The following is a 25,945-nucleotide window of genomic DNA, read 5'->3' on the forward strand; positions in this document are numbered from 1 at the left end:
TATCCATGCGCATAACCATGCTGTGCTTTCACCACCCCGTGGCAACGCGGAGGAGCTCGCGTATCGCGTTCTCGGAGCCTCAGGAATGATGCTGAAGACTTTAAGCCGTCGACTGATCTTGGCCATCGTGGTGCTGAGCGTCCTGATGACAGCCATCCTGTTGCCGCTTTTCCAGGCCTATCTCGACGCCCGACTCGACGCGGATAAGGCCAGCGCGGAGGCGATGCTGGAGGCGGGCCAAGCCACCCTGCGCCGAGGGATGAACGAAAGTTTCAACGACATCCTGGGCATCGCGCAGCAACCCCTGCTCAGACGCTATCTCACCTACCTGGATGACTCCCGCGGGGGCGATCCCACGCCGGCGCCCGGATGGGAAGCGCGGCAGCTCTCGGACCAGCTTCGCACGCAGCTGGTCCACGCTCGCCACTACACCAAGGTGGTGTTGCTGGATACACAGGGCCAAGAGCTGTTTCGTGCTCACCATGGACCGCCACGCCCCCCCGTATCACGGCGCATGTCGCACGCCGATGCAGCTTATTTCCAGGCGGCCATGCAACTGAACCCCCGAGACCTCTATATCTCGCCCCCCGGCCATCAGGTCAGCTACGAAAACACCACCGATGGCCTCTCCCCGGTGATCGATATCGCGACCCCCGTCTTCGATACCCACGGAGAGAAGAAAGGCGTCCTGCTGCTCAGCCTGGACTGGCAGTACCTGACCGCCGCTCTCCGTCAGGATGTCGCGCGGGACCAGGCGGCTCGGCTGATCATGGTGGATGCCACCGGCCGTTGGCTGCTTCCTGGCCACGGTAGCGTCATCTCATTAGGCCAGCCTGTCGCCTCCCACTTCCCTATGATCTGGGCGTCCCTCTCCCAAGAGGGACCGGAACCGGCTCTGAACGACCGTCTCTTGCTGACCCAAACCATCGACATGCGAACCCAGGACTACCGCAGCCTGGTGGAGAGCGTGGGTAGTTTGCCGTCCTCTCACCCTTGGCATCTCGGGCTGCTGTTGCCCAAGCCAAGCCTGGCCACTCTGCTGTCGGAGAGTCTCGGCGTGCGGCTGATACCCTTGCTCTACGGTCTCGCCCTCCTCCTTGGCGTGTCCTGGGCCGTGAGCAGTCATCGTCAGCAAGCCTTGAAACGACAGGCTCAACGCTATGCCAGTGAAGTACGCGACCTCTATGAACATGCGCCCTGCGGCTATCATTCGCTGGATGCCGACGGCCGCATCGTCAGGATGAACCGCACCGAACTCGACTGGTTGGGGTACCACGCCGACGAGGTGATCGACAGGCGGTACTACCGAGACTTCGTGACACCGGCCACCCGCGAGGCCTTCGACGCCGCCTTCCATAGCGTCCTGGGACCGAACCAGGAAGGAGCGGCGGAGTGCGAGCTGGTCACACGCGATGGCACTCTTCTGCCGGTCGCCATTCAGGCCTCGGCCTCGATCACGTCACGTGGCTTCAAGTACACCCGCGCCATGGTCTTCGACCTGACCGAGCGCAAACGGCTGGAAACGACACTAGCGAAACAGGCCATGACCGACCCGCTCACAGCGCTTGGCAATCGGCGTTATCTCGAGGATCAGGCTGCCCTGGAAAAGACCCGAGCACAGCAAAGCGGCCAACCGCTTAGCCTGGCCGTGGTCGATCTCGATCACTTCAAGCAGATCAATGACGCGCATGGTCACGAGGCGGGCGATAAGGTTCTGCAGGCCTTTGCCGAGACCGCCAACGCCGTGCTTCGCGATGGCGATGTCCTATGCCGCACGGGCGGGGAGGAGTTCACGGTCCTGCTCCCGAACACCTCTCAGGACCAGGCTATCCAAGTGGCCGAACGACTACGGACTGCCATTGAACATGCATCGGTGCGAGTTGGGAGCCAGGACCATCTGTCCTATACGGCGTCGTGCGGCGTCACCACGGTATTGCCAACGGAAACATCCCTCCTACCGGCCGTCAGACGAGCCGATCAGGGGCTCTACCGGGCCAAGGAGCAGGGACGAAACCGGGTGAACTGTGTATCGGTAAGCCGTGTGACAGCGTACGACCTCGATAGCCAGTGAATACCGCCACTACAAAGAGACCGTCTCGATAAGGTTACTGTCCGGGGTATAGCCAAAAGCCAGACAGTATCAGGCGCTATGTCACGTGAGGAACCGCGACTCAGCGTCCAGGTGATTACCCTGATGCACTAACTTCAAGCACGATTTTTCCGACATGGCGCTTTTCCTGGAACAGCGCCTGGGCCTCGCCGATCCGCTCGAGGGGCAGGGACGCCGCCACCAGGGGCGCAATCTTGCCTTGCTCGATGTGGGATACCAGGTTGCCGAAGACCTCGGGCTCCAGCACCGTGCAGCCCAACAGGCTCAGGTCCTTGAGGTAGAGCGTTCGGACATCCAGCTCGACGATGGGACCGGCAATCGCGCCGGAGACGGCATAGCGTCCCTTGCGGCGTAGTACCTCCAGGTATTGCGGCCACTGCTCGCCCGCGACCAGATCCACCACGACATCGATGCTGTCCGCCTCGATGGCATCTCGCAGGTCGTCGTCTCTCAGTACCACCTCGTCGGCGCCCAGCTCCCGCAGCATGTCGGCCTTCTCGGCACTGGTGATGGCGATGACATACGCCCCGCGTGCCTTGGCCAGCTGGACGGCGGCCGAGCCGACCCCGCCGGAGGCACCCGTGACCAATACGCGCTCCCCTGATTCGACCCTGGCCCGCGTCAGCATGTTCTCGGCGGTGGAGTAGGAGCAGGGGAAAGAGGCGAGTTCGACGTCGCTCATCTCACTGTCGATGCGATACGCATGTCGCGCGGCCACGGTCGTGTACTCTGCAAAACCGCCATCGCACTCGGAACCGAAGTACCAGGGCTGATCCAGCCTCTGGCCGCCGCCTTCCCTGATGCAGGGTTCGATCAGCACTCGCTCGCCGATCCTCTCGGCACTCACCTCATCGCCGACCGCGACAATCCGGCCACAGACATCGGCCCCCTGGATGCGCGGAAACTGGAGGGCCTGGCCCGACCAGCTGGCATCCTCGCTCTCTCCATCGCCTTTCGAATACCAGGCGAGACGGGTGTTGATATCCGTATTGTTGACGCCGGCCGCGGCCACCCGAATCAATACCTCACCCGGGGCAGGGGTCGGCATGGGAATGTCGTGTCGATGTTCGAGCATTTCAGGGCCACCATGCCCAGTGAGCTGGATGCCATGCATCGTGTCAGGCAGCGTCATCGTCAGTTCTCCTCATCAGTTGCATGGCAGCCGTTTGGGCTGTCCGAATGGCTTCCTCCCCCAGCGTGGGCCAGGCCGTCGAGGCCCCTTCATGAAGGAGGAAGAGCTCTCCCGCCAGATCCTCACGACCGCTCAGGGTCGCCAGCAATCGGCGCATGTCGTGCTTGTGCTGCTTCACCGAGGCATTGACCTGCGCATTGTTGGGAAAGGCGGCGAAGGCGCTCATCGACAGACAGCCATGGGGCGCGTTGCTTGCCATCCACTGGGCCAAGCGGTGGAACAGCTCGGTGATGGCATCGGTCCCTGGAGGTGGGGTATCCGACGCCAGGAAGTCGAGATAGCGAGCATGGCGATGATCCAGAGCGCCGATCACCATCGCCTCCCTGGAAGGAAAGTGACGATACAGGGTCCTCATGCTGACCCCGGATGCCTTTTGGATCTCAGGCACGCTGGGCGTGGCGAAGCCCTGTTGGCTGAAAAGCTCCTCCAGCCGTGCCGCAATTTGATCCCTGTCCATTGAACCTCCTCGGTAGAAAGATCATTCTACGCAAAGGGTAGAATGATCTTTCTACATCCGTCAAGTCATGGCGTGGCGAGGCACGTAGGATCATTAGAAAGCGTCTTAAGGTGACGCGCCTTATCTCGATGAAATCGTCCTGAGCGGTCATCGCACCTGTCCCCAACATGAAACGGCCCGCTCAGTGAGCGGGCCGTTGTTGTGTAGAGCAGGACTTCGAATGAGATCAGCCGCGCAGGTCATCGACGCCGACGGTATCGGGTACGAACCAGCGCACGTCGCGCAGATCCTTCTCGATCAGGTGATCGACCTTAAGCAGGGTGGCGAAGATCGCCATCCGAACCGGGATGCCGTTGTCGGTCTGGCGGAAGATCGCCAGGCGCGGGTCGCCGTTCAGATCCACGTCCAGGTCGTTGGCCTCGGGGCGGCTGTCCCGGGGCAGCGGGTGCATGACGATGGTGTCGCGGTTGCAGTAGCGGTCCATGAAGGCGCGATCGACGGTGAAGTCGCGCGACAGGCCACCGAAGCTTTCGCTCATCTCGGCGGTGAAGCGCTCCTTCTGGATGCGGGTGGTGTAGACCACGTCCAGGTCGCTGAAGTCGCTGGCCAGGCTCTCGCGGGTCTCGACCCGGTGGCCGCGGTTGCTGACCAGGTCGATCAGGTGGCGCGGCATCTCGAGTCCCGGCGGGGCCACCAGGGTGATACGCATCGGCTCGTACAGCGACAGCAGCTTGATCAGCGAGTGCACGGTGCGTCCGTATTTCAGGTCGCCGGTCAGCAGGATATGGGCGCCTGAAAGCGACTTGCCGAGCCGGGTGAATTCCTTGTCGATGGTATAGAGATCGAGCAGCGCTTGGCTGGGGTGCTCGCCGGGGCCGTCGCCACCGTTGATCACCGGCACGTTGGTGGCCCGGGCAAACTCGGCCACCGCGCCCTGTTCCGGGTGGCGCAGCACGATGGCGTCGCAGTAGCCGCTCATCACCCGGCTGGTGTCGTAGAGGGATTCGCCCTTGGCCATCGATGAGAAGGTGAAGCCGGTGGTGTCGCACACGCTGCCGCCGAGCCGGCTGAAGGCGGCGTGGAAGCTGACGCGGGTGCGGGTACTGGCCTCGAAGAACAGGTTGCCGAGCACCGCCCCCTCCAGCACGCGGGTGACCTTGCGGCGTTGGGCGATCGGCTCCATCAGCGCGGAGACGCGCATCAGGTGATCGACATCGTCGCGTGACAGGGAATCGACGGAGAGCAGGTGGGAACTCATCGCGGGCCTCGGCTGGCTGGATACGGTGGCGCTAGTGTACTCCCCGCGGCGCCACGCTTCAGCCTCGATGCATCGCGCGTCCGGCGCCTGGGGCCGGACGCCGTGACGCAGGCATGCCGATCACCGGGGGCGTCGGCCGCCGGGACGCCGGCCGCCCAGCAGGGCGGTGATCTCGTCGGCCGCCTCGCGCACCAGTTGGCCCAGCTCGTTGAGGCGCGCCTCGGGGATGCGGGCCATGGGCCCGGAGACCGAAATCGCCGCCAGCGGCCGGCCGTGTTCGTCGTGAATCGCCGCGGCCACGCAGTGCAGGCCGATGGCGTGTTCCTCGCGATCGCAGGCATAACCTGCGTGGCGGATCTCGGCCATCGCCGCCTCGAGCGTGGCGGGGGTATCCAGGCTATTGGGGGTCACGCGGGGCAGGCCATGGGCGTCGAGGATGCGGGCCACCTCGGCCTCGGGCAGCCAGGCCAGCAGCGCCTTGCCGACGCCGGAGGCGTGCATCGGCGCCCGTGAGCCCAGCCTCGTGATCATGCGCATCATCTGCGGCGACTCGGTCTGAGCCAGGAAGACCGCCTGGCCGCTGTCCTCGATGCCGAGGTTCGCGGACTCGCCGCTGGCCTCGGTCAGCCGGCGCAGGAAGGGGCGGGCGGTGGCGACCAGATCGCGGGCCTCGAGGAAGGCGTTGCCGATGCGGAACGTCTTGACGTCGATGCGCCAGCGGCCCAGCGCCGTCTCCTGGGTGATGAAGCCCTGGCCGTGCAGGGCCTGCAGCAGCCGGTGAGTGGTGGAGGGGGCGAGCTCCATGCGCGCGGCGATGTCCGAAAGCGCCAGTCCCTGGGGCTCCACGGCCAGCACCTCCAGGATGTTCAGCCCGCGCACCAGCGACTGGCTGTGGCCGCCGCCGCTCTTTGCCGTGCCGGCGGGGCGTCCCACCGTCTTGCGTTTTCCGTCTGTCACGCCGTGCTCCTCATGGCCTGCCTGATCGGCTACAGGATACCGTCTCGATGATGGGCTGTCGTGAAAACGGAAACGCCTTCCACCTTTTCACTAGCGGTGATCACTGCAGGTTTTCGCGACAGACAGGCGGCACCGTCCATGTCCCCACCACCGATCTTGGAGCGTCACTCCCCGGGCAGGCTCTGCGCCCCTTGCTCAGCGGCGCGTGTCTCGAGGCGCAGTCGTGCGATGCGATGGATCTGGGCGATGGCGGTGCGGCGCTCCTCATCCGGGGTGTTGTCGAGCCGAGCCTCGAAGGCCGAGAGGATGGCGTGGCGATCCTGGCCCTTGACCGCGATCACGAAGGGAAAGGCGAAGCGCGCCTGGTAGGCCGCATTGAGGCGAGTGAAACGCGCAAGCTCCTCGGGGGTACATTGGTCCAGGCCGGCCCCGGCCTGCTCTTTTCGCGAGTCGTCGGTGAGCTCGCCGGCCAGCGCCGCCTTGCCGGCGAGGTCCGGGTGGGCGCGGATCACCGCGAGCTGCTGTTCTTCGCCCGCCGCATCGAGCACGGCGGCGAGACGCCGGGCGAGGCCGTCGACACTATCGTCCTCCGGGCCGAGGCCCTGATCCCAGGCCGCCGCGGCGATCCAGGGCGAGCGCTCGTAGAGATCGCCGAAGCGGGCCATGAAGGCTTCGCGGTCGAGGGTGCTGGGGCGAGGGTGCAGCGGCAGGCTAGTGGAGGGGCGGTCGGCCATGGTGGCTCCTTTGCGCGGCGGCAGAAGATATGCGATACATTAACTGTATACAATAACCAGGGGCGAGACACGCCCCGACCTATCCACAGGAGGTCTCATGGGGTATCTGACCACCCATGTGCTCGATACTGCCCGCGGCCGCCCGGGCCGCGGTATCCGTCTCGAGCTCTTTCGCCTCGACGGCGAGACCCGCACCCGGCTCACCGAGGCCGTGACCAACGCCGACGGCCGCTGCGATGCGCCGCTGCTCGAGGGTGACGTCTTTACCGAAGGCGAGTACGAGCTGCTCTTCCATGCCGGTGACTACCTGTGCGAGTCGACACAGGCGGCCTCGGGCGTCTTCCTCGAGCGCATCCCGCTGCGCTTTCGGGTCAGCGCCGCCGACGAGCACTACCACGTGCCGCTGCTGCTCTCGCCCTACGGCTACACCACCTATCGCGGCAGCTGACGCTCCCCCCGAGAGAGACTCATGGACTACCTTCACGACTGGGCCAACCTGCTGCTGCGCTGGGGCCATCTGATCGTCGGCGTGGCCTGGATCGGCGCCTCCTTCTACTTCAACTGGCTCGAGAACCACCTCGAGCGCCAGAACGCTTCCCTGGGCGACGGCGTGGCCGGCGAGCTGTGGGCGATCCACGGCGGCGGCTTCTACCACCTGCAGAAGTACGAGCTGGCGCCGCCGAGCCTTCCCGAGCCCCTGCACTGGTTCAAGTGGGAGGCCTACACCACCTTCCTGACCGGCTTCGCGCTGCTGTGGGTGGTCTACTACCTGAATGCGGGCACCATGCTGCTGCCGCCGGGCTCGACGCTTGTGCCCTGGCAGGGCGTGCTGCTGGGGCTCGGGGTCGTGTTCGGCGCCTGGTTCGTCTACGACGCCCTGTGCCGAAGCCCGCTGGGTCGCCGCCCGGCCTGGCTGGCGATGGTGGGCTTTGTGCTGCTGATCGCGCTGACCTGGGGGCTGATGCAGGTCTTCAGCGGGCGCGCTGCTTATCTTCATGTCGGGGCGGCGATCGGCACCTGCATGGTGGCCAACGTCTTCCGGGTGATCATCCCCGGCCAGAAGGCGCTGGTGAGCGCGATGCAGACCGGCGCCGAGCGGGACCCGGCCCACGGCCGCCATGCGCTGCTACGCTCGCGACACAACAACTACCTGACCCTGCCGGTGCTGTTTCTGATGATCAGCAACCATTACCCCATGACCTACGCGTCCGAGTGGGGCTGGCTGGTGCTGGCCGGGCTGATGGTCTTCAGCGTGCTGGTGCGTCACTACTTCAATGTTCGTCATCTGGCCGGACGCAAGGTGTGGGTGCTGCCCGCCGCCGGCCTGGCACTGGTGACCCTGATGGCGGCGATGGTGCCTGAGCCGGCCCCGTCTCGCCAGGCGGCCGGGAACGGAGCGCCAGAGGTCGCCTTCGGCGAGGTGGCCGCCATCGTCGAGGAGCGCTGTGCCGGCTGCCACGCCGCCGAGCCGAGCTTCGGCGGCTTCGCCGCGGCACCGGCGGGCGTGGCGCTGGACACCGGTGAGCAGATTCGTCGTCACCTCAAGGACATCCAGCGGGTCGCGGTCACCAGCCGCTATATGCCGCTGGGCAACGTGACCGGCATGACCGACGTCGAGCGGGCCACCCTCGGCGCCTTTATCGCCGCCCCCTCACCCGCGCCCGGGAGCTGAACCATGACCGATGACAGAACCCGACCGGCAAGCCTCGGCGGCTATCCCCGCGACCTGATCGGCTACGGCCGCACGCCGCCCCAGGCCAACTGGCCCGGGCGAGCCCGGATCGCCGTGCAGTTCGTGCTCAATTATGAAGAAGGCGCCGAGAGCTGCGTGCTGCACGGTGACAGCCACTCCGAACAGTTTCTCTCCGAGATCGCCGGCGCCGAGGCCTATCCCGACCGCCACCTGAGCATGGAGTCGAACTACGAATACGGCTCCCGAGCCGGGGTGTGGCGGGTACTGCGCGAGTTCGAGCGCCGCGGCCTGCCGCTGACCGTATTCGGCGTCGCCATGGCCCTGGAGCGCCATCCGGAGGTGGCGAAGGCCTTCAAGGAGCTCGGCCACGAGGTGGCCTGCCATGGTTACCGCTGGATTCATTACCAGAACGTGCCCGAAGCGGTCGAGCGCGATCACCTCGAGCGCGCGCTTTCGATCTTCGAGTCGCTCTACGGCGAGACGCCGCTTGGCTGGTACACCGGCCGCGACAGCCCCAATACGCGGCGGCTGCTGCTCGATCGGGGCGGCTTCCTCTACGACAGCGACTACTACGGCGATGACCTGCCGTTCTGGACCGATGCCCAGGACAGCCAGGGGCAATCGCATCGCCACCTGATCGTGCCCTACACCCTGGACACCAACGACATGCGCTTCGCCTCGCCGACCGGCTTCGATCACGGGGAGCCGTTCTTCCAGTACCTGCGCGACGCCTTCGACGTGCTCTACGCCGAGGGCGAGGACACGCCGAAGATGCTCTCGATCGGCCTGCACTGCCGACTGATCGGACGCCCCGGCCGCTTTCGGGCGCTGCAGCGTTTCCTCGATCATCTCGAGGCCCATGACCGGGTGTGGATAACCCGGCGTGTGGATATCGCGAGGCACTGGCAGGCCGAGCATCCGGCCTGAATGGCGCCTTGGTCGGACCATGGTCCTGGCGCGAGTATCATGAACCTGGTGGAAGGCCCCGTTCGCAGGCTCTGTTCGTAGCCTCTTCGCCAAGTCATGAGCGTGGCTTGGGCTCGTGTGAAGGGGCGCGGCGCGCGGCGATGGTGCCCCGTATCCGTGCCATCTGATGGCGCAAGCGACTTTTTGCGCGCACTCAATCCGTGCGTCTGGTGTCCTGCGTTGGTCGTGGAGTGATCGCTCTGTGGCCGTGAATTTTGGCTAATTGACTGAATTGGCGCCATTAGCGCGGCAGTTGGCGTCTCGCTTGCAGGGTTGTGAGTGAAACGATGGTTTCTCAGGAAGTGGATAAGTTGCCGATCGTTTCTTTTCCTGCACAACAATGTAAGCTCATCAGGAGATTCGTCATGTTTGCCTTTACCAAGAACCGATTCTGTCGCCAGGCCGTGCTGGCGCTCTGCTGCACCGTTGTCACAGGGCTTGCCGCCGTCTCGACCCAGGCCAGCGACCTGGAGACCATCGAGCAGCGCGGTACGCTGCGGGTCGCCGTGCCGCAGGATTTCCCGCCGTTCGGCTCGGTAGGCACCGACCTCCAGCCGCAGGGCTATGACATCGATATGGCGCACTATCTGGCCGATCAGATGGAGGTCGACCTGGAGCTGGTGGCCGTGACCAGCGCCAACCGCATCCCGTTTTTGCAGACCGACAAGGTCGATCTGGTGATTTCGAGCCTGGGCAAGAACCCCGAGCGCGCGGCGGTGATCGACTTCACCGAAGCGTATGCGCCCTTCTTCCTCGGTGTCTTCGGTACCCCCGAGGCGGATGCGATCGAAGCGCCGACCGGGCTGTCCGGCAAGACCGTCGGCGTGACCCGCGGCTCGGTCGAGGACATGGAGCTTTCCGAGCTGGCCCCGGATGACACCACCATCCAGCGTTTCGAGGACAACGCGACGACCATTTCCGCGTTTCTCTCCGGGCAGGTCGACTATATCGCGACCGGCAATGTGGTGGCCGCCCAGATCGCCGAGCGTAACACCGAGCGCGCGCCGACCATGGTCTTGCGCATCAAGAACTCGCCCTGCTACATCGGCCTGAGCCAAGACAACCTGGCGTTGAAGGACAAGGTCAATGACCTGATAGAGCAGGCCAGGCAGGACGGCAGCCTGGAAGCGATGTCGCAGCAGTGGTTCCACACCGCACTGCCCGACGATCTGTCCAGCTGAACGGGTGAATGACCATGACGCTGGATTTCTCCACGCTGCTGCCGTATTCGGGCGAGATCCTGGAAGGGCTGGTGACGACGCTGTGGCTGACGGTCGTCACTACCTTCGCTGGTATCGCGCTGGCGATCGTCGTCGCCTATGTACGTGACCTGGGGTCGGGCATCACGAGCCGCCTGCTGGGCGGCTATGTCGAGGTGGTGCGCAACACCCCGTTCATCGTGCAGCTGTTCTTTCTGTTCTTCGGCCTGCCGGCGCTGGGCGTGCCGATCAGTGCGACGGTCGCGGCCCTGCTGGCGATGATCTTGAACCTGGGCGCCTACACCGCCGAGATTCTGCGCGCGGGGATCGACTCGACCGTCCGCGGCCAGCATGAGGCCTCGCGTGCGCTGGGACTTTCCCGCCTGCAGAGCTATCGCCATGTGGTACTGGTGCCGGCCTTTTCGCGGGTTTATCCGTCGCTGATCAGCCAGTGCATCATCGTGATGCTGGGCTCGGCGGTGGTATCCCAGATCTCGGTCTTCGATCTGACCTATGCCGCGAATTTCATCCAGTCACGGAATTTCCGCGGCTTCGAGGTCTATCTGGTGGTGACGCTGATCTATCTGCTGCTGGCGGTCGGTATGCGGCTCTCGTTCGAGCTCGTCGGGCGGCGCCTGTTCGCCTTCCGCCAAGGAGGTTCGGCATGACGGATTTCACGCTGTGGGACATCGTCCGCAACCTGCTGCTGGCCGGGCGCTGGACGGTGGTGCTGTCTCTGATCGCCTTCATCGGCGGAGCCGCGGTCGGGCTGGTGTTGACCCTGCTGCGCATGGGCGGGCTGAAGCCGATTCGCTGGCTGATCCGGCTCTACGTCGATGTGTTCCAAGGCACGCCGCTGTTGATGCAGCTGTTCCTGGCCTATTTCGGTGCGGCGGTGCTGGGGTTCGACGTCTCCGCCTGGACCGCGGCCAGTGTGGCGCTGACGCTGTTTACCAGCGCCTTCCTGTGCGACATCTGGCGCGGCTGCGTCGAGGCGGTGCCCAGCGGCCAGTGGCAGGCGTCTCGCGTCCTCGGGTTGAACTACCTGCAGTCGATGCGCCATGTGATCCTGCCTCAGGCGCTGCGACTGGCTGTGCCCCCGACGGTCGGTTTCTCCGTACAGGTCATCAAGGGCACTGCCCTGGCCTCGGTGATCGGCTTCGTCGAGCTGACCAAGGCCGGCACCATGCTCAACAATGCGGCCTTCGCTCCCTTCACCATCTTCGCGCTGGTGGCGCTCGGATACTTCATTCTCTGCTATCCGCTGTCCCGCTACGCCCGTTATCTGGAGAAACGACTCTATGGCGCTGGTATCCGTTAAAGACCTGTATAAATCTTTCGGTGACCTGGAGGTGCTCAAGGGCATCGACCTGGAGGTCGAGTCGGGCGAGGTGGTCGCGGTCATCGGTCGCAGCGGCTCGGGCAAGAGCACCTTTCTGCGCTGCCTCAACCAGCTCGAGCAACACGACTGGGGCACCATTCATCTGGCCGATCAGCGTCTCGATGGCGCCGCGATGTCGCCGGGTGAGCTGAGCCAGAACGTGGGCATGGTGTTCCAGAGCTTCAACCTGTTCCCGCACAAGACGGTGATCGAGAACGTCATGCTGGCTCCCGTGGTGGTCAAGCAGACGCCCCGAGCCGAGGCGCGCAGGATCGCCGAAGAAGTGCTCGACAAGGTCGGCATGCTGGAAAAGATCGATGCCTACCCGGCCCAGCTCTCCGGCGGTCAGCAGCAGCGCGTCGCCATTGCCCGGGCGCTGGCGATGCAGCCGAAAGTACTCCTGTGTGACGAGGCGACCTCGGCACTCGACCCCGAGCTGGTGGGCGAAGTGCTGCTGGTGCTGGAGAGCCTGGCGGCGGAGGGCATGACGCTGATTCTGGTCACTCACGAAATGAAGTTTGCGCGTGATGTCAGTCACCGGGTGGTGTTCATGCATCAGGGACGCATTCACGAATCGGGTGATCCGCAGACGCTCTTCACCCAGCCCAAGACGCCGGAACTGAGCCAGTTCATTGCCTCGGTGTTGTGAGCGGGGGGCGGTAACTAGTAACTAATAGAGGCGTAACGCGAGAATCATGATGTCGGGAGCGAGTACACAGATCCATATCGGGCGTCGGCTACAGCAGCATTTTTCCGAGCTGGGGCCCCAGGAGCGCCGGGTGGCCGACTTCATCCTGGCCCATCTGGAGGATCTGGCGGTCTACAGTGCCGCGGACCTCTCGCGCCTGAGCGGAGTGTCGAAGGCCACCGTCACGCGCCTGTTCAAACGGCTGGGCTTTGACGACTTCAAGGCGGTCAAGGCGCATGCGCGGCAATTGCGCCACTATGGCGTGCCTTTGGTGTCGGGCGCCGATGCGCTGGGCGATGAGGTCGAGCGCTTCCGCCGTCATGCCGAGCGTGAGCAGGACAATCTGCGTCAGTGCCTGGAGGGGCTGACGCCGGTGCTGTTCGACGAGGTGGTCAGCGCGTTGGACGAAGCGCCGACCCTGGCCGTGATCGGCTACCGCAACAGCTATCCGATCGCCCTGCATCTGCGCCAGCAGTTGCTGCAGGCTCGGGCAGGGGTGCGGTTGCTGCCGGCACCCAATCAATCGCTGGCGGAAGAGCTGGTCGAGCTCGATCCGCAGGCGCTGATCGTGCTGGTCGGTTTTCGTCGTCGCCCGCGGCTGTTCGACGCGCTGATCGAGACGCTGGCTCAGCGAGACCAGCGCGTGCTGCTGATCGGCGATCCGACGACCGCCAAATACGATGATCGCGTGACCTGGCGGCTCGAATGTTCGCTGGAGACGATTTCGGCGTTCGACAGCTATGCCAGTCCAATGAGCCTGGTCAGTCTGCTGGCCAATGCCATGCTGCATCGTCGGTTGGCGCAGGGGCGTGCGCGCATCGGTGAGGTCATGGAGCTCTATCAGGAGCTCGACGAACTGGCGCCCTAGGGAAGGCCCGCCGACGGCCGCCGGCGCGCTGATGCCTGGGGTGTCTGCGCCGGATGGCCTGTTCGCGCTCTGCGCGAACAGACATCGGCAAGAAAAGAAATCCGTAGAATGACACGGATAAGAATAGGAGCCGGAACCGCCGGCCCGTCACCCTTGATTGAGGAGAGAGCATGCCACAGCGTTCCTACTACGCCCCCCAGGGCGGATTGCCCCCCCAGACTCAGCTGCTGTCGGACCGGGCGGTGTTCACCGACGCCTACGCGATCATTCCCAAGGGCGTGCTGCGCGATATCGTTGCAAGCTACCTGCCCTTCTGGGAGAAGACCCGGCTGTGGGTGCTGTCGCGGCCGATGTCGGGCTTCGCGGAGACCTTCTCCCAGTACATCATGGAAATCGCCCCGGGCGGCGGCAGCGACCGGCCCGAGCTCGATCCCGGCGCCGAGGGGGTGCTGTTCGTGGTGGAGGGTGAGCTGACCCTGACGCTTGCCGGCGAGACGCATCTGATGCGCCCGGGGGGCTACGCCTTCATTCCGCCGGGATGCGACTGGCGGGTGCGCAACGAGGGCGCGAGCGAGGTGCGCTTCCACTGGATCCGCAAGGCCTATGAGGCCGTCGAGGGCCTCGAACCGCCCACGCCCTTCGTCACCAACGAGCAGGACATCGAACCGACCCCGATGCCGGATACCGACGGCAACTGGGCCACCACGCGCTTCGTCGACCCGGCCGACATGCGCCACGACATGCACGTCAACATCGTCACCTTCCAGCCCGGTGGCGTGATTCCCTTCGACGAGACCCATGTGATGGAGCACGGCCTCTACGTGCTCGAGGGCAAGGCCGTCTATCATCTCAACCAGAACTGGGTCGAAGTCGAGGCCGGCGACTACATGTGGCTGCGCGCCTTCTGCCCGCAGGCCTGCTATGCGGGTGGCCCCGGCCCCTTCCGCTACCTGCTCTACAAGGACGTCAATCGCCACATGGCGCTGAACGCCTCCGCGGCCTATCGGGGCCTGCACCGCTAACGCTGGCCGAGGAGCCTGCCATGCTCGAGTTGATCGCCCGCCCCCTGACCCGCGAGGCCTTCGCGCCCTTCGGCGATGTCATCGACAGCCGCGGGTCGGCGGCCTTCCCCATCAACGCCGGGCGTACCCGGCGCCATCATGATCTGGCCAGCGTCGAGCTGCTCGGCGAGGGCGCGCGGCCGCTGATCAGTGTCTTCGTCAGCCAGCCGGTCAGCCTGCCCCTGGAGCTCCCCCACCTTGAGCGCCATCCGCTGGGCAGCCAGGCCTTCATGCCGCTGCACGAGGAACGCTTCCTGATCGTGGTGGCGCCCCCAGGCGAGGTCATCGACCCCGGCCAGGTCTGCGCCTTCGTCACCGATGGTCGCCAGGGTGTGAACTACCACGCCGGCACCTGGCATGCGGTGCAATCGGTGCTCGAGCGCGAGGGGGAATTTCTGGTCGTCGACCGGGGCGGCCCTGGCGACAACTGCGACGAGCAGGCCCTAGCGGTGCGGGTGAGCCTGTCCTGACGGTAAGCATGAACATGGGCTAAGCGCGGCTGCCTGGCCGGACTTTGGCTGCATTTTGGCTGCCATCGGCGCGATTGGGGCATGATGGCGTCCATGCTATCCCTTTTCCCCCATCGCCCAGGAGGCCTCATGCACACCGACAAGGGCACCATCGAGACCGGCCCCAATCTGCTGGCCGGTGTCAGCCTGCCCGCGGCGGCGGTCTTCGAGCCGGCGCTGGCCCATAACCTGACCTGGATGCAGGCCTTCGCCGACGCCCATGGCGCCCGGCTCGCTCCCCACGGCAAGACCACCATGACCCCGGCGCTCTTCAAGCGTCAGCTCGAGGCGGGCGCCTGGGGCATCACCCTCGCCACCGCCCCTCAGTGCCGTGCTGCCTTCGCCCATGGCGCCACACGGCTGCTGATGGCCAACCAGCTGATCGGCGAGCCCAACATGGCGATCATCGCCGACCTGATCGAGGACGGCGCCGAGGTCTATTGCGTGGTCGACAGCGCCGCCAACGTCGCGCAGCTGGGACGTTACTTCGCGGCCCGCGGCTTGAGGCTCAACGTATTGATCGAGCTGGGTGTGGCGGGTGGACGCTGCGGCTGTCGTGACCAGACGCAGGTGCTGGCGCTGGCCGCACGCCTCCAGGAAGAGCCGGCGCTGGTGCTGGCCGGGCTCGAGGGCTATGAGGGCGTGGTGAAGGCCGACGATGGCGAACCGGCGGCGGCGATCCGTGCCTACGCCTGGCGCATGGTCGAGGCCGCCCAGGCGTTGGAGGAGGCCGGTTTGATCGAGGCCGAGACGGCGCTGATTACTGCCTCGGGCTCGGCCTGGTACGACCTGATCGCCGAGGTCTTTCACGAGGCCGAGCTCGGCGCACCCTTCGTGCCGGTGCTGCGTCCCGGCTGCTATGTGGTGCATGACCACGGCATCTATCGTCAGGCGCAACGGGGCGTGCTTAAGCGTCAGCCGACGCTTAAGCAGGGCCTTGAGCCGGCGCTCGAGATCTTCGCCCAGGTGCAGTCGCTGCCGGAGCCGGGACTTGCCGTGGTGGCCATGGGCAAGCGCGACATCGGCGCCGACCAGCTGCCAGAGCCCCTGCGCCGCTATCGGGAGGGCGGCGCTGCCGAGCAGACGCTGTCGGTGGCCGGCTGGAAAGTCGTCAAGCTTATGGATCAGCACGCCTTCGTGCGGCTGCCCGCCGCAGCGGATGGGAGTGATGCGGACGAGGTGCGCATCGGCGACATCGTCGCCTTCGGTGCCTCACACCCCTGCCTGACCTTCGACAAGTGGCGCCGCGTCTGTCGGGTCGACGCGGCGCTCGATGTCATCGAGGAGATGCCTACCTGTTTCTAGGCATGATCATCAGGGAAGTCGTCGTGACGGGGGGCAGAGCAGGGCGTCATGACGGCTCGTGCTCGGCGGGGCCGGCCTCGCGGTTGGGCAGTACCAGGTTCATGACGATGGCGCATAGGGCGCCGGGAATCAGCCCGGATTCGATGATCGCCTGAAGGTTGTCATCGAGGCCCGCATAGAGGCCCTGCTGCGCCGGTAGGCCGATGGCCGCCGCCAGCGAGACGCCGATGATCACCATGTTGCGCTTGTCGAAGGCGACATGGGACAGCATCTTGATGCCGGCACTGGCGATCATGCCGAACATGATCAGCACGGCGCCGCCCAGAACGGCATCGGGAATGCTCGAGATCAGCGCGCCGAGCTTGGGTACCAGCCCGGCGATCACCAGGAAGGCCCCGCCGATCGCCACCACGTAGCGGCTGACCACCCCGGTCAGTGCCACCATGCCGACGTTCTGGCTGAAGCTGATCTGCGGGAAGGCATTGAACACCGCCGCGAACACGCTGGACAGGCCATCGGCCATCACGCCCCCGGAGAGCTCGCGCCGGGTCGGCTGGCGGTCCATGCCCCCCGAGGTGGTGCCGACGATGTCGGCGATCGACTCGGCGCAGGTCACCACCGCCAGCAGCACCACCGGCAGGATCGCCGCCAGGTGAAACTCGACGCCGATGGCGAGCGGCGCCGGCAGCGACAGCCAGCTCGCCTCTCCCACCCCGGAGACATCCACCAGGCCGAAGGTCGCGGCGGTGGCGTAGCCCGCCAGCAGGCCGATCAGCGGCGCCGCCTCCGACCAGATGCCACGGCCGAACTGATGCAGCCCCAGGGTCACCAGCAGCACCAGGGCCGCCAGCAACAGATGGTGGGGGGCCCCGAAGTCGGCGGCGCCGAAGCCGCCGCCCACATAGGCAAAGCCCACCGGAATCAGCAGGGTGCCGAGCATCACCACGAAGGTGCCGGTCACCACCGGCGGGAACAGGAAGCGCACCCAGCGCAGGCAACTGCCGACCAGTGCCATGGCGATGCCGCCGCATAGCCCGGCGCCCAGCGCCGCGGGGAGTCCCATGCCCACCGCGATGGGTATTAGTACCGGCACGAAGCCGAAGCTGGTGCCCATGACGATTGGCAGCCGCGCGCCGATCGGCCCCAGGCCCAGCGATTGCAGCAGCGTCGCGGCGCCGGCGACGAACATCGCCGCCTGGATCATGAAGGCGGTCTGCTCGGCGGGCAGGTCGGCGGCGCCGGCAATGATGATCGGCACGGTGACGTTGGCGACGAACATCGCCAGCACATGCTGCAGTCCCAGCGGGATCGCGCGGGACAGCGGTGGCAGGGCATTGACGTCATTGGTGCTGCGGACGCGCGTGGGCGCATCGGCGAGCGAGTCGCTGTGAAGGGTCATCCTTGGGTCTCCGCATGCAGTGTTGTTGTTGAATCGTGGATGCTGGAGCAGGCGTGGGATGGCTCGCGAACGGGGCGCGGGCGGAGTGTGGTGGCGTCGGCCATGCCGCTCGGCCGGCGGTCCACACCTTTGAATGTTTTGTATACACTCCTTGTATATCATCAGGCGGCCCGGCCGCAAGCCGAGTCTGTCGATGGCTGATCGCGAAGGCGGTCGATGTAGCTTCACGGCGCGCGGCAATAGTCGCCAGGCGTTGCCCATAAAAATGCCGCCGCCTCGGTGAGGCGGCGGCATGGGAGCGTGATAGGGAAAGGGGCGGGTCAAGCCCGTCTTGTCTGCGGGTTTTCTGGCTTATTTCGCCTCTTCTGTCGCGTCTTTGTGCGTCCCTTCTTTCATCTGGCGCGGGTCCCGGCCCAGCGGATGCGGCTCGCCGCGCTCCCTGGCCAGCTGGATCTGCTTCTGGCGCTCGCGGGCCGCGGCGCGGGTCTTCTCGGGCAGTGAATCGAAGCAGTGCGGACAGCTCACGCCGGGCTCATAGGTCTCGGCCTGTTGATCCTCGGTGGAGATCGGCATGCGACAGGCATGGCACTGGTCGTACTCGCCCTCGCTGAGGTCGTGGCGTACCGTTACGCGGTTGTCGAAGACGAAGCAGTCGCCGCGCCACAGCGATTCCTGCTCGGGCACCTTCTCCAGATAATTGAGGATGCCACCCTTGAGGTGGAAGACCTCCTCGAAGCCCTCGTGGAGCATGAAGCTCGAGGCCTTCTCGCAGCGGATGCCGCCGGTGCAGAACATCGCCACCTTCTTGTGCTTGGCCGGGTCGTAGTGCTCTTTGACGTAGTCCGGGAATTCGCGGAACGACTTGGTCTGGGGATCGATAGCGCCCTCGAAGGAGCCGATCGCCACCTCATAGTCGTTGCGGGTATCGATGACCAGCACTTCCGGGTCGGCGATCACCGCATTCCACTCCTCGGGGTCGACGTAGGTTCCGACCTTGGCGTTGGGGTCGACCTCGGGCACGCCCATGGTGACGATCTCGCGCTTCAGCTTGACCTTGGTGCGGTAGAAGGGGTGTTCGTCGCAGTAGGACTCCTTGTGATCGACATCGCCAAGGCGCGGGTCACGGCCCAGCCAGTGGAGCAGGGCGTCGATGCCTTCGCGGGTGCCGGACACGGTGCCGTTGATGCCCTCGCGGGCCAGCAGCAGGGTGCCCTTGACGTCATGCTCGAGCATGGCCTGACGCAGCGGCTCGCGCAGGGCCTCGAAATCCTCTAGCGCGACGAACTTGTACAGGGCGGCAACGACGATGCCCCCCGTGGAGTGAGGTGATGCCATGAAGCTCTCCTGGTAGTCGTCCTCGCAAAGGACGGACCGGGGTTGAAAGTGGGCGCTATTTTACTCGCCCGGCGCGGCCTTCGCACCCCGCGGGCCTTGATCTCGCTCAGGCCTGTGGTGGGTTGGCATGGCCATGGGGTGCCCAAACGCAACGACCCCGGCCTTGGGAGATCAAGGCCGGGGTCGTCAGCGGTGTCGGCGAGCCCGAGGCTCGCCTTGCCTGGTTACTCTGAATAGTAACTCTGAGTAGTAACTCTGAATAGTTACTACGAAGCAGTAACTTCGAGCAGTTACTCCGAGTAGTTGGTCTCGGAGTAGAGCACGCGGATGCGCAGGGTGTGCTCGACCTTCTTGAGGGCCTCGAGGGCCTGAGGGCCGTAGGCCTTGTCGACATCGATCACCACGTAGCCGACCTCTTCGTTGGTCTGCAGGTACTGGCCGGAGATGTTGATGCCGTTCTCGGAGAGCACGCGGTTGATCTCGGACAGCACGCCAGGCACGTTCTCGTGGATGTGCAGCAGGCGATGCTTGTCCGGGTGCGCCGGCAGGGCCACCTCGGGGAAGTTGACCGAGGTGATGGTGGTGCCGTTGTCGGAGTAGGTGATCAGCTTCTCGGCCACCTCGACACCGATGTTCTCCTGGGCCTCCAGGGTCGAACCGCCGATGTGCGGCGTCAGGATCACGTTCTCCAGGCCGCGCAGCGGGCTGACGAATTCCTCGTTGTTGCCCTTGGGCTCGACCGGGAAGACATCGACGGCCGCGCCGAGCAGGCGCCCTTCCTTGAGGGATTCGGCAAGCGGCTCGATCTCCACCACGCTGCCGCGGGAGGCGTTGATCAGGATGCCGCCCTGCTTCATCAGGCCGATCTGCTCCGCGCCGATCATCCAGCGGGTCGAGGGCAGGTCGGGCACGTGCAGGCTGACGATGTCGGCGCGGGCCAGCAGTTCCTCGAGGCTGCCCACCTGACGGGCATTGCCCATGGCCAGCTTGGTCACCACGTCATAGTAGATGACGTCGAAGCCGAGCGACTCGGAGAGCACCGACAGCTGGGCACCGATGCTGCCGTAGCCGATGATGCCCAGGGTCTTGCCGCGGGCCTCGTGGGAGTTCTTGGCGCTCTTCAGCCAGCCGCCCTTGTGAGCCTGGGCGTTCTTCTCCGGAATGCCGCGCAGCAGCATGATGGCCTCGGCCAGCACCAGCTCGGCCACCGAGCGGGTGTTGGAGTAGGGCGCGTTGAACACCGGGATACCGCGCTTAAGCGCCGCGGTCAGGTCGACCTGGTTGGTGCCGATGCAGAAGCAGCCCACCGCGACGAGTTTCTCGGCGGCGGCGAAGACGCGCTCGGTCAGCTGGGTGCGGGAACGCAGGCCGATGAAGTGGACGTCGCGGATCTTCTCGATCAACGTCTCTTCATCGAGCGAGGTGGAGAGATGCTCGATGTTGGTGTAACCGGCATTCAGGAAGTTGTCCACCGCGCTCTGGTGGACGCCCTCGAGCAGCAGGATCTTGATCTTGCTCTTGTCCAGGGACGTTTTGGCCATTGTCGAATCAACCCTATCGTTGGCGTGAGTCGCCTAGTTCTGCGAGACCCGGCCAACCACGGGCGCGGCGCCTCTGTTCGTGACATGTCGTCTGTTGGCCTGTCGAGACGCCATCCCGCGGCGCACGCCCAGGCAAGGCGTCGCCTCGTGCAGCGAGAGAGCAGGGTCAACAGGGCGCATATCCTAGCACAGACGCGGCCCGCGCCGACCGCGGCCGGGATGAAAATGCTGCGTTGCGGCCATGAGCGCGGTGCAAGTCGGGCGCGGGGCAGACGCACCCCCCGGGGTTGCGTGTATACTGAGCGACCAGATTTTTGACGCGTGCGGGCCCGGCGGCCTGCCCACGACAGCGAGATGCCCATGGCCGATCAGGACAGCATGCCGGATGCCGGTGCGCCCCCTCAGGATTTTGCCTCGACCCTCGAGCGGCTCGAAGCCCTGGTGACTCGTCTCGAGTCCGGCGAACTGAGCCTCGAGGCCTCGCTTGAGGCCTTCGAGCAGGGCGTGGGCCTGACCCGCGAGGCGCAGAGCCGCCTCGATGCCGCCGAACTCAAGGTGCGCAGCCTGGTCGAGGGCGCCGATGGCGGTCTCGATGAGGCGCCCTTCCCGGGTGGCGCGGAGGAGGTGCGGTGAGTGTCGAGGAGCAAGCCCCGGCGATGGCCGGGGCGGTGCCGCTCACGCAGCGGCTGACCGCGGACCGGGAGCGCATCGATGCCTGGCTCGAGGCGCTGTTCGCGACGCCGGGTTCGGCCGAGCGCCTCGACGCCGCCATGCGCCATGGCGTGCTGGGCGGTGGCAAGCGTCTGCGCCCGGTGCTGGTGTATGCCGCCGGCCGCGCCCTGGGCGCCGCCGATGAGGTCCTCGATCCACCGGCCGCGGCGGTGGAGCTGATTCACGCCTACTCGCTGGTGCACGATGACCTGCCGGCGATGGACGACGACGACCTGCGCCGTGGCCAGCCGACGGTGCATCGGGCCTTCGACGAGGCCAGCGCGATTCTCGCCGGCGATGCCCTGCAGACCCTGGCCTTCGAGGTGCTGGCACACCAGGCGCATCCGCGACTGGCCGCCCTGGTGACGACCCTGGCCGAGGCCTCCGGTCGCACCGGCATGGCCGCCGGCCAGGCGCTGGACCTCGCCGCCGTGGGGCAACCGGCCGATCTCGAGGCGTTGGCCCGCATGCACCGCCACAAGACCGGCGCGCTGATTCGCGCCGCCGTGCGCCTGGGTGGCCTCTCCGCGGTCGACGCCGACGACCCGCGGCTGGCGGCCCTGGACGCCTATGCCGCGGCGATCGGCCTGGCCTTCCAGATCCAGGATGACATCCTCGACGTCACCGGTGATACCGTGACGCTGGGCAAGACCTCGGGGGCCGATGCCGCCCGGGACAAGCCGACCTATCCGGCCCTGCTCGGCCTCGATGGCGCCCGCGCCATGGCCGATGACCTGCTCGACGAGGCCCGGGCGGCGCTGGCGCCGCTGGGCGACGATGCCGCCACCCTGGTGGCCCTGGCACGTCATATGATCGAGCGCGACCACTGACACGATAGATGCCCACATGAAGCTGTTCGACGAGATTCCCGCCGAGCGTCCGGCCACGCCGTTGCTCGACACCTTGGATACGCCCGCCGCGCTGCATGCGATGAGTGCGGGTCAGCTCGCCCAGCTGGCCGACGAGCTGCGTGCCTATCTGCTGTATAGCGTTGGCGTCAGCGGCGGCCATTTCGGTGCCGGGCTCGGCGTGGTGGAGCTCACCGTGGCCCTGCATCAGGCCCTGGATACTCCCCATGACCGCCTGATCTGGGACGTCGGCCACCAGGCCTATCCGCACAAGATCCTCACCGGCCGGCGCGAGGCGATGCTCGGTATTCGCAAGCACGGCGGCCTGGCCGCCTTCCCGCGGCGCGCCGAGTCGGAGTTCGACACCTTCGGGGTCGGCCATTCCAGCACCTCGATCTCCGCGGCCCTGGGCATGGCCCTGGCCGCGCGCGCCCAGGGCCAGAAGCGCCGCGTCTGCGCGGTGATCGGCGACGGCGCCCTGACCGCCGGCATGGCCTTCGAGGCCCTAGCCCATGCCGGGCATGTCGATGCCAATATGCTGGTGGTGCTCAACGACAACGAGATGTCGATCTCCGAGAACGTCGGCGGCATGGCCAGCTACCTGGCCAAGATCCTCACCAGCAAGCCCTACACGATGATGCGCGAGAACTCCAAGCGCATGCTCTCGCATCTGCCCGGCGCCCTGGAGCTGGCGCGGCGTACCGAGGAGCACATGAAGGGCATGGTCAGCCCGGCGACGCTGTTCGAGGAGATGGGCTTCAACTATATCGGCCCCATCGACGGCCATGACCTGCCGCTGCTGATCCAGACCCTGCACGGCATGCGTGACCTGGACGGCCCGCAGTTCCTGCACGTCAAGACCCGCAAGGGCCGCGGCTTCGAGCCCGCCGAGGCCGATCCGATCGGCTATCACGCCATCACCAAGCTCGAGAAGCCCAGCGTGACGCCGGCTGCATCGCCGGCGCCGGTGATGGAGCCAGGTGCCGCCGAGGCCCCGCCGCGACCGAAGCCGAAGAAGTACTGCAACGTCTTCGGCGACTGGCTGTGCGACATGGCCGCCGCCGACACGCGGCTGATCGGCATCACGCCGGCGATGCGCGAGGGCTCGGACCTGGTGCGCTTCTCCAGGGAGTACCCCGAGCGCTACTTCGATGTGGCGATCGCCGAGCAGCATGCGGTGACACTTGCCGCCGGCATGGCCTGCGAGGGCAGCAAGCCGGTGGTGGCGATCTACTCGACCTTCCTGCAGCGTGGCTACGATCAGCTGATCCATGACGTCGCCGTGCAGGAGCTGGATGTGACCTTCGCCATCGACCGGGCGGGCCTGGTCGGCGAGGACGGCCCCACCCACCACGGGGCCATGGACCTGTCCTTCCTGCGCTGCGTGCCAGGCATGGTGATCCTGGCGCCGGCCAACGAGGCCGAATGCCGCGCCATGCTCTCGGCGGCCTATCAGCATCCCGGCCCGGCGGCGGTGCGCTATCCCCGCGGCACCGGCCCGGGCGTGGAGATCCCCGCGCACCTCGAGCCGCTGGAAATCGGTAAGGCGGAGCTGCGACGCCAGGGCCACGGCATCGCCATCCTGGCCTTCGGCAGCCTCAACGGCGCCGCCGCCGAGGTCGCCGAGCGCCTCGATGCCACCCACTTCAACATGCGCTCGGTGAAGCCGCTGGATCGCGAGGCGGTGCTGGCCGCGGCGCGCTACCATGACCTGCTGGTGACGCTAGAAGAGAACGTGGTGGCCGGCGGCGCCGGCAGCGCCGTCAACGAACTGCTCGCCGAGAGCGGCGAGTCGGTTCGGGTGCTCAACCTGGGGCTGCCCGACGCCTTCGTCGAGCACGGCACGCCCGCCCAGCTGCTCGCCGACTGCGGCCTCGACGTACCCGGCATCGAGGCCGCCATCCTGGCTCGGCGCGGCTAATACCCTAACGCTACCTGTCCTGCCAGGCGCCGCCCGATCGGGCGGCGCTTTTGTATCCGGGCGCCCTTCCTGATCGCGCTCCCCACCCTCTGTCTTCGCCCCGTCGATCGCGTATTGCCTGCTCTGGCCGGCGCGCCTCTACCTGCCCGTTTCCTCGCCGCGCTGGTCGTCCTGCCTCATCACGGCGGTGGTGGTCCTGTTTCATCATGGCGAAGATCAGCCATAGGCAGAGCGGCGAGGGTCGATTGAGAGATACTATTAGTCAACTAATTAACTGGCTAATAGTATGCTCTCCATCGCAACGCAGCGGATCGCTGCGCCGCCAATGCTCAAGAGGAGATAGTTCTCATGGCACGCCAACTGACGCTCACCGCCCTCGTCGCCGCCGCCGTTCTGCCGATTGGCGCCCAGGCCAGCTACATGACCGAGCAGGCGCAAGATATCAACCAGGCCGCCCCCGAGCAGGCCATGGCTGTCAGCACCGACCAGCCGGTCGAGGCCTTCCACCTGGACGCCGACAGCCACGCCATGGCCAAGGCTCGCCTGGCACTGCTCGCCGACGGAGAGCGCCGCACCGCTTTCTCCGATCAGGCTCAGGCCGAGTCCCTGCGTCACGCCCGCGCGGCGACCCGCTAAGCATCGATCGTCCGTCGATGACTAGCGACAGGTTTTGATCCCTTGCCTGGCCCCACCTCGGTGGGGTCTTTTTTTGTCTGTCGGAACGAAAGGGCTGGGTTCGTGGCCGCCCAACCCGGCCTGATAAACTGCTCGCACGCATACCCTCCCTACCCACTCACGCCGGCATGACGCCGGCCTAGGACGAGAGACTCATGGTGATAGCGATAGTGATTGGCGCCCTGCTGGGCTATCTGATCGGCGGCCCGATCGGCCTGCTGGTCGGTGGCGGGCTCGGCTACTGGCTGGTCCAGCGCCTGAAGAAGAGCGTGATCGGCAAGCTTGCCGGGGCCCAGGCACAGTTTCTGGAATCGACCTTCGCGGTGATGGGCTGCATGTGCAAGGCCGATGGCCAGGTCTCCGAGGAGGAGCTGGAGGCCTCCCGGCGGCTGTGGGATCGCCTGGGGCTGAGCGAGGCGCAGCGGGCCAAGGCCCGGGCCGACTTCACCCGCGGCAAGGGGCCGGACTTCGACCTGGAGGCGGAGCTCGCCAAGGTGCGCGGCGTGGTCGGCAGCCAGCGAGCCCTGCTGCAGGTGTTCCTGCAGGTCCAGCTCGCGGCCATCGCCGCCGATGGCCAGTTGCATCCCGCCGAGCACGAGATGCTGCTGCGGGTGGCGCGGGGCCTGGGGTGCTCCGAGGCGGAGATCGCCCAGATCGAGGCCATGCTGCGGGGTGGCGCCGGGGCCGGCGGCGCGCCCGAGGGGCCGTCGCTGGAGGATGCCTATCGGGTGCTGGGGGTCTCGGAGGAGTCAAGCGATGCCGAGGTCAAGAAGGCCTACCGTCGCCTGATGAGCGAGAACCACCCCGACAAGCTGGCCGGCAAGGGGCTGCCGGAGAGCATGCGCGAGATGGCCAAGGAGCGCACCAGCGAGATCAGCAACGCCTACGAGCGGATCAAGAAGGCGCGGGAAGCCGCCGCCTGATGTAGCGCCTCTCGGTGCGCGAGCCATTCTGGCGCCCATTGCGGATCACCTGGTGATACGCAATGGGCGCTTTTTTGTCGCTCGATCAAGGCCTGATCGTGCGAGAGGGGTGCGGCTTCCCCGTCCCCCTGATGACGCCATGAAATGATAAGAATCATGGGCTTGCCACAGATCAGGTAGTGACTCTAGCGGGTGATTGGTGAAACTCTGTCCG

At 66.0% G+C, this 25,945-nt stretch carries 25 protein-coding genes; 17 read left to right on the plus strand and 8 right to left on the minus strand.

Going from position 1 to position 25,945, the window contains the following annotated elements; all coding sequences use genetic code 11:
* Positions 1-85 precede the first annotated feature (85 nt).
* A complete protein-coding gene (locus IEJ03_RS00205; protein WP_192035772.1) occupies positions 86-2,071 on the plus strand; it encodes a diguanylate cyclase in 1,986 nt (661 codons plus the stop codon).
* Positions 2,072-2,186: 115 nt separating this feature from the next.
* On the opposite strand, the gene IEJ03_RS00210 is transcribed toward IEJ03_RS00205, so the two are convergent.
* The 5 genes from IEJ03_RS00210 to uraD form a co-directional block, all read right to left on the minus strand.
* On the minus strand, positions 2,187-3,158 hold the full coding sequence (locus IEJ03_RS00210) for an alcohol dehydrogenase family protein (RefSeq protein ID WP_347400986.1): 972 nt from the start codon (positions 3,156-3,158) through the stop codon (positions 2,187-2,189).
* Positions 3,159-3,228: 70 nt separating this feature from the next.
* On the minus strand, positions 3,229-3,759 hold the full coding sequence (locus IEJ03_RS00215; RefSeq protein WP_192035773.1) for a TetR/AcrR family transcriptional regulator: 531 nt from the start codon (positions 3,757-3,759) through the stop codon (positions 3,229-3,231).
* A 226-nt stretch (positions 3,760-3,985) separates the two neighbouring features.
* Positions 3,986-5,017: an aspartate carbamoyltransferase gene (locus tag IEJ03_RS00220; protein WP_192035774.1), complete on the minus strand. Its 1,032-nt coding sequence runs from the start codon at positions 5,015-5,017 to the stop codon at positions 3,986-3,988.
* Between the two features lie 120 nt (positions 5,018-5,137).
* Entirely contained in the window at positions 5,138-5,974 is an 837-nt protein-coding gene (locus tag IEJ03_RS00225; RefSeq protein WP_192035775.1) for an IclR family transcriptional regulator C-terminal domain-containing protein, read from the minus strand.
* Positions 5,975-6,138: 164 nt separating this feature from the next.
* Positions 6,139-6,708 (minus strand): 2-oxo-4-hydroxy-4-carboxy-5-ureidoimidazoline decarboxylase, encoded by a 570-nt coding sequence (gene uraD, locus IEJ03_RS00230; protein WP_192035776.1) that lies wholly within the window; start codon positions 6,706-6,708, stop codon positions 6,139-6,141.
* A 97-nt stretch (positions 6,709-6,805) separates the two neighbouring features.
* Here uraD and uraH point away from each other — a divergent pair, with 97 nt between their 5' ends.
* From uraH to IEJ03_RS00285, 11 genes are all read left to right on the plus strand, one after another.
* Positions 6,806-7,156: a hydroxyisourate hydrolase gene (gene uraH, locus IEJ03_RS00235; RefSeq protein WP_192035777.1), complete on the plus strand. Its 351-nt coding sequence runs from the start codon at positions 6,806-6,808 to the stop codon at positions 7,154-7,156.
* Between the two features lie 21 nt (positions 7,157-7,177).
* The gene (locus IEJ03_RS00240; RefSeq protein WP_192035778.1) at positions 7,178-8,380 is read left to right on the plus strand and encodes a urate hydroxylase PuuD; all 1,203 of its coding nucleotides are present in this window, start codon (positions 7,178-7,180) and stop codon (positions 8,378-8,380) included.
* 3 nt (positions 8,381-8,383) lie between these two features.
* A complete protein-coding gene (gene puuE / locus IEJ03_RS00245) occupies positions 8,384-9,328 on the plus strand; it encodes an allantoinase PuuE (RefSeq protein ID WP_192035779.1) in 945 nt (314 codons plus the stop codon).
* A 404-nt stretch (positions 9,329-9,732) separates the two neighbouring features.
* Positions 9,733-10,548, plus strand: coding sequence for a transporter substrate-binding domain-containing protein (locus IEJ03_RS00250; RefSeq protein ID WP_192035780.1), 816 nt, complete (start codon positions 9,733-9,735; stop codon positions 10,546-10,548).
* Between the two features lie 8 nt (positions 10,549-10,556).
* Positions 10,557-11,234 carry an amino acid ABC transporter permease gene (locus IEJ03_RS00255; RefSeq protein ID WP_192035781.1) on the plus strand — a complete coding sequence of 226 codons (678 nt, stop codon included), beginning with the start codon at positions 10,557-10,559 and terminating at the stop codon, positions 11,232-11,234.
* Positions 11,231-11,887, plus strand: a complete 657-nt coding sequence (locus tag IEJ03_RS00260) for an amino acid ABC transporter permease (RefSeq protein WP_192035782.1) — start codon at positions 11,231-11,233, stop codon at positions 11,885-11,887. The genes IEJ03_RS00255 and IEJ03_RS00260 overlap by 4 nt, the downstream gene beginning before the upstream one ends.
* A complete protein-coding gene (locus IEJ03_RS00265; RefSeq protein ID WP_192035783.1) occupies positions 11,868-12,596 on the plus strand; it encodes an amino acid ABC transporter ATP-binding protein in 729 nt (242 codons plus the stop codon). The genes IEJ03_RS00260 and IEJ03_RS00265 overlap by 20 nt, the downstream gene beginning before the upstream one ends.
* A 46-nt stretch (positions 12,597-12,642) precedes the next feature.
* On the plus strand, positions 12,643-13,503 hold the full coding sequence (locus tag IEJ03_RS00270) for a MurR/RpiR family transcriptional regulator (RefSeq protein WP_192035784.1): 861 nt from the start codon (positions 12,643-12,645) through the stop codon (positions 13,501-13,503).
* A 170-nt stretch (positions 13,504-13,673) separates the two neighbouring features.
* Positions 13,674-14,525 carry a bifunctional allantoicase/(S)-ureidoglycine aminohydrolase gene (locus IEJ03_RS00275; RefSeq protein ID WP_192035785.1) on the plus strand — a complete coding sequence of 284 codons (852 nt, stop codon included), beginning with the start codon at positions 13,674-13,676 and terminating at the stop codon, positions 14,523-14,525.
* A gap of 20 nt (positions 14,526-14,545) precedes the next feature.
* Positions 14,546-15,034, plus strand: coding sequence for an ureidoglycolate lyase (locus tag IEJ03_RS00280; RefSeq protein WP_192035786.1), 489 nt, complete (start codon positions 14,546-14,548; stop codon positions 15,032-15,034).
* A gap of 129 nt (positions 15,035-15,163) precedes the next feature.
* On the plus strand, positions 15,164-16,378 hold the full coding sequence (locus tag IEJ03_RS00285) for an amino acid deaminase (protein ID WP_192035787.1): 1,215 nt from the start codon (positions 15,164-15,166) through the stop codon (positions 16,376-16,378).
* Between the two features lie 46 nt (positions 16,379-16,424).
* Here IEJ03_RS00285 and IEJ03_RS00290 read toward each other — a convergent pair whose 3' ends face one another.
* The 3 genes from IEJ03_RS00290 to serA all read right to left on the minus strand — a co-directional run bounded on the left by IEJ03_RS00290 (position 16,425) and on the right by serA (position 20,653).
* On the minus strand, positions 16,425-17,777 hold the full coding sequence (locus IEJ03_RS00290) for a nucleobase:cation symporter-2 family protein (protein WP_192035788.1): 1,353 nt from the start codon (positions 17,775-17,777) through the stop codon (positions 16,425-16,427).
* Positions 17,778-18,128: 351 nt separating this feature from the next.
* Positions 18,129-19,112, minus strand: coding sequence for a rhodanese-related sulfurtransferase (locus tag IEJ03_RS00295; protein WP_192035789.1), 984 nt, complete (start codon positions 19,110-19,112; stop codon positions 18,129-18,131).
* Between the two features lie 290 nt (positions 19,113-19,402).
* Entirely contained in the window at positions 19,403-20,653 is a 1,251-nt protein-coding gene (serA, locus tag IEJ03_RS00300) for a phosphoglycerate dehydrogenase (protein ID WP_192035790.1), read from the minus strand.
* A 360-nt stretch (positions 20,654-21,013) separates the two neighbouring features.
* On the opposite strand from serA, the gene IEJ03_RS00305 reads away from it, so the two are divergent.
* The 5 genes from IEJ03_RS00305 (at position 21,014) to djlA (ending at position 25,731) form a co-directional block, all read left to right on the plus strand.
* The gene (locus IEJ03_RS00305) at positions 21,014-21,286 is read left to right on the plus strand and encodes an exodeoxyribonuclease VII small subunit (protein WP_242458004.1); all 273 of its coding nucleotides are present in this window, start codon (positions 21,014-21,016) and stop codon (positions 21,284-21,286) included.
* Between the two features lie 23 nt (positions 21,287-21,309).
* The gene (gene ispA / locus IEJ03_RS00310; RefSeq protein ID WP_192037117.1) at positions 21,310-22,194 is read left to right on the plus strand and encodes a (2E,6E)-farnesyl diphosphate synthase; all 885 of its coding nucleotides are present in this window, start codon (positions 21,310-21,312) and stop codon (positions 22,192-22,194) included.
* Between the two features lie 16 nt (positions 22,195-22,210).
* Positions 22,211-24,133, plus strand: a complete 1,923-nt coding sequence (gene dxs / locus IEJ03_RS00315) for a 1-deoxy-D-xylulose-5-phosphate synthase (protein ID WP_192035791.1) — start codon at positions 22,211-22,213, stop codon at positions 24,131-24,133.
* Between the two features lie 348 nt (positions 24,134-24,481).
* Positions 24,482-24,769 carry a hypothetical protein gene (locus tag IEJ03_RS00320; RefSeq protein WP_192035792.1) on the plus strand — a complete coding sequence of 96 codons (288 nt, stop codon included), beginning with the start codon at positions 24,482-24,484 and terminating at the stop codon, positions 24,767-24,769.
* Positions 24,770-24,963: 194 nt separating this feature from the next.
* A complete protein-coding gene (djlA, locus tag IEJ03_RS00325) occupies positions 24,964-25,731 on the plus strand; it encodes a co-chaperone DjlA (protein WP_192035793.1) in 768 nt (255 codons plus the stop codon).
* Positions 25,732-25,945 lie beyond the last annotated feature (214 nt).

It is taken from the genome of Halomonas sp. YLGW01, assembly GCF_014840935.1.
Taxonomy (GTDB): domain Bacteria; phylum Pseudomonadota; class Gammaproteobacteria; order Pseudomonadales; family Halomonadaceae; genus Onishia.

Coding starts and splice junctions, on each gene's coding strand:
- dxs (WP_192035791.1), top strand. CDS start 22,211: ATGAAGCTGTTCGACGAGATTCCCGCCGAGCGTCCGGCCACGCCGTTG.
- IEJ03_RS00215 (WP_192035773.1), bottom strand. CDS start 3,759: ATGGACAGGGATCAAATTGCGGCACGGCTGGAGGAGCTTTTCAGCCAA.
- IEJ03_RS00290 (WP_192035788.1), bottom strand. CDS start 17,777: ATGACCCTTCACAGCGACTCGCTCGCCGATGCGCCCACGCGCGTCCGC.
- IEJ03_RS00205 (WP_192035772.1), top strand. CDS start 86: ATGATGCTGAAGACTTTAAGCCGTCGACTGATCTTGGCCATCGTGGTG.
- IEJ03_RS00280 (WP_192035786.1), top strand. CDS start 14,546: ATGCTCGAGTTGATCGCCCGCCCCCTGACCCGCGAGGCCTTCGCGCCC.
- IEJ03_RS00270 (WP_192035784.1), top strand. CDS start 12,643: ATGATGTCGGGAGCGAGTACACAGATCCATATCGGGCGTCGGCTACAG.
- IEJ03_RS00295 (WP_192035789.1), bottom strand. CDS start 19,112: ATGGCATCACCTCACTCCACGGGGGGCATCGTCGTTGCCGCCCTGTAC.
- IEJ03_RS00305 (WP_242458004.1), top strand. CDS start 21,014: ATGGCCGATCAGGACAGCATGCCGGATGCCGGTGCGCCCCCTCAGGAT.
- ispA (WP_192037117.1), top strand. CDS start 21,310: ATGGCCGGGGCGGTGCCGCTCACGCAGCGGCTGACCGCGGACCGGGAG.
- uraH (WP_192035777.1), top strand. CDS start 6,806: ATGGGGTATCTGACCACCCATGTGCTCGATACTGCCCGCGGCCGCCCG.
- IEJ03_RS00250 (WP_192035780.1), top strand. CDS start 9,733: ATGTTTGCCTTTACCAAGAACCGATTCTGTCGCCAGGCCGTGCTGGCG.
- IEJ03_RS00285 (WP_192035787.1), top strand. CDS start 15,164: ATGCACACCGACAAGGGCACCATCGAGACCGGCCCCAATCTGCTGGCC.
- serA (WP_192035790.1), bottom strand. CDS start 20,653: ATGGCCAAAACGTCCCTGGACAAGAGCAAGATCAAGATCCTGCTGCTC.
- IEJ03_RS00275 (WP_192035785.1), top strand. CDS start 13,674: ATGCCACAGCGTTCCTACTACGCCCCCCAGGGCGGATTGCCCCCCCAG.
- puuE (WP_192035779.1), top strand. CDS start 8,384: ATGACCGATGACAGAACCCGACCGGCAAGCCTCGGCGGCTATCCCCGC.
- IEJ03_RS00210 (WP_347400986.1), bottom strand. CDS start 3,158: ATGCCGACCCCTGCCCCGGGTGAGGTATTGATTCGGGTGGCCGCGGCC.
- IEJ03_RS00265 (WP_192035783.1), top strand. CDS start 11,868: ATGGCGCTGGTATCCGTTAAAGACCTGTATAAATCTTTCGGTGACCTG.
- IEJ03_RS00260 (WP_192035782.1), top strand. CDS start 11,231: ATGACGGATTTCACGCTGTGGGACATCGTCCGCAACCTGCTGCTGGCC.
- IEJ03_RS00220 (WP_192035774.1), bottom strand. CDS start 5,017: ATGAGTTCCCACCTGCTCTCCGTCGATTCCCTGTCACGCGACGATGTC.
- IEJ03_RS00255 (WP_192035781.1), top strand. CDS start 10,557: ATGACCATGACGCTGGATTTCTCCACGCTGCTGCCGTATTCGGGCGAG.
- IEJ03_RS00240 (WP_192035778.1), top strand. CDS start 7,178: ATGGACTACCTTCACGACTGGGCCAACCTGCTGCTGCGCTGGGGCCAT.
- uraD (WP_192035776.1), bottom strand. CDS start 6,708: ATGGCCGACCGCCCCTCCACTAGCCTGCCGCTGCACCCTCGCCCCAGC.
- djlA (WP_192035793.1), top strand. CDS start 24,964: ATGGTGATAGCGATAGTGATTGGCGCCCTGCTGGGCTATCTGATCGGC.
- IEJ03_RS00320 (WP_192035792.1), top strand. CDS start 24,482: ATGGCACGCCAACTGACGCTCACCGCCCTCGTCGCCGCCGCCGTTCTG.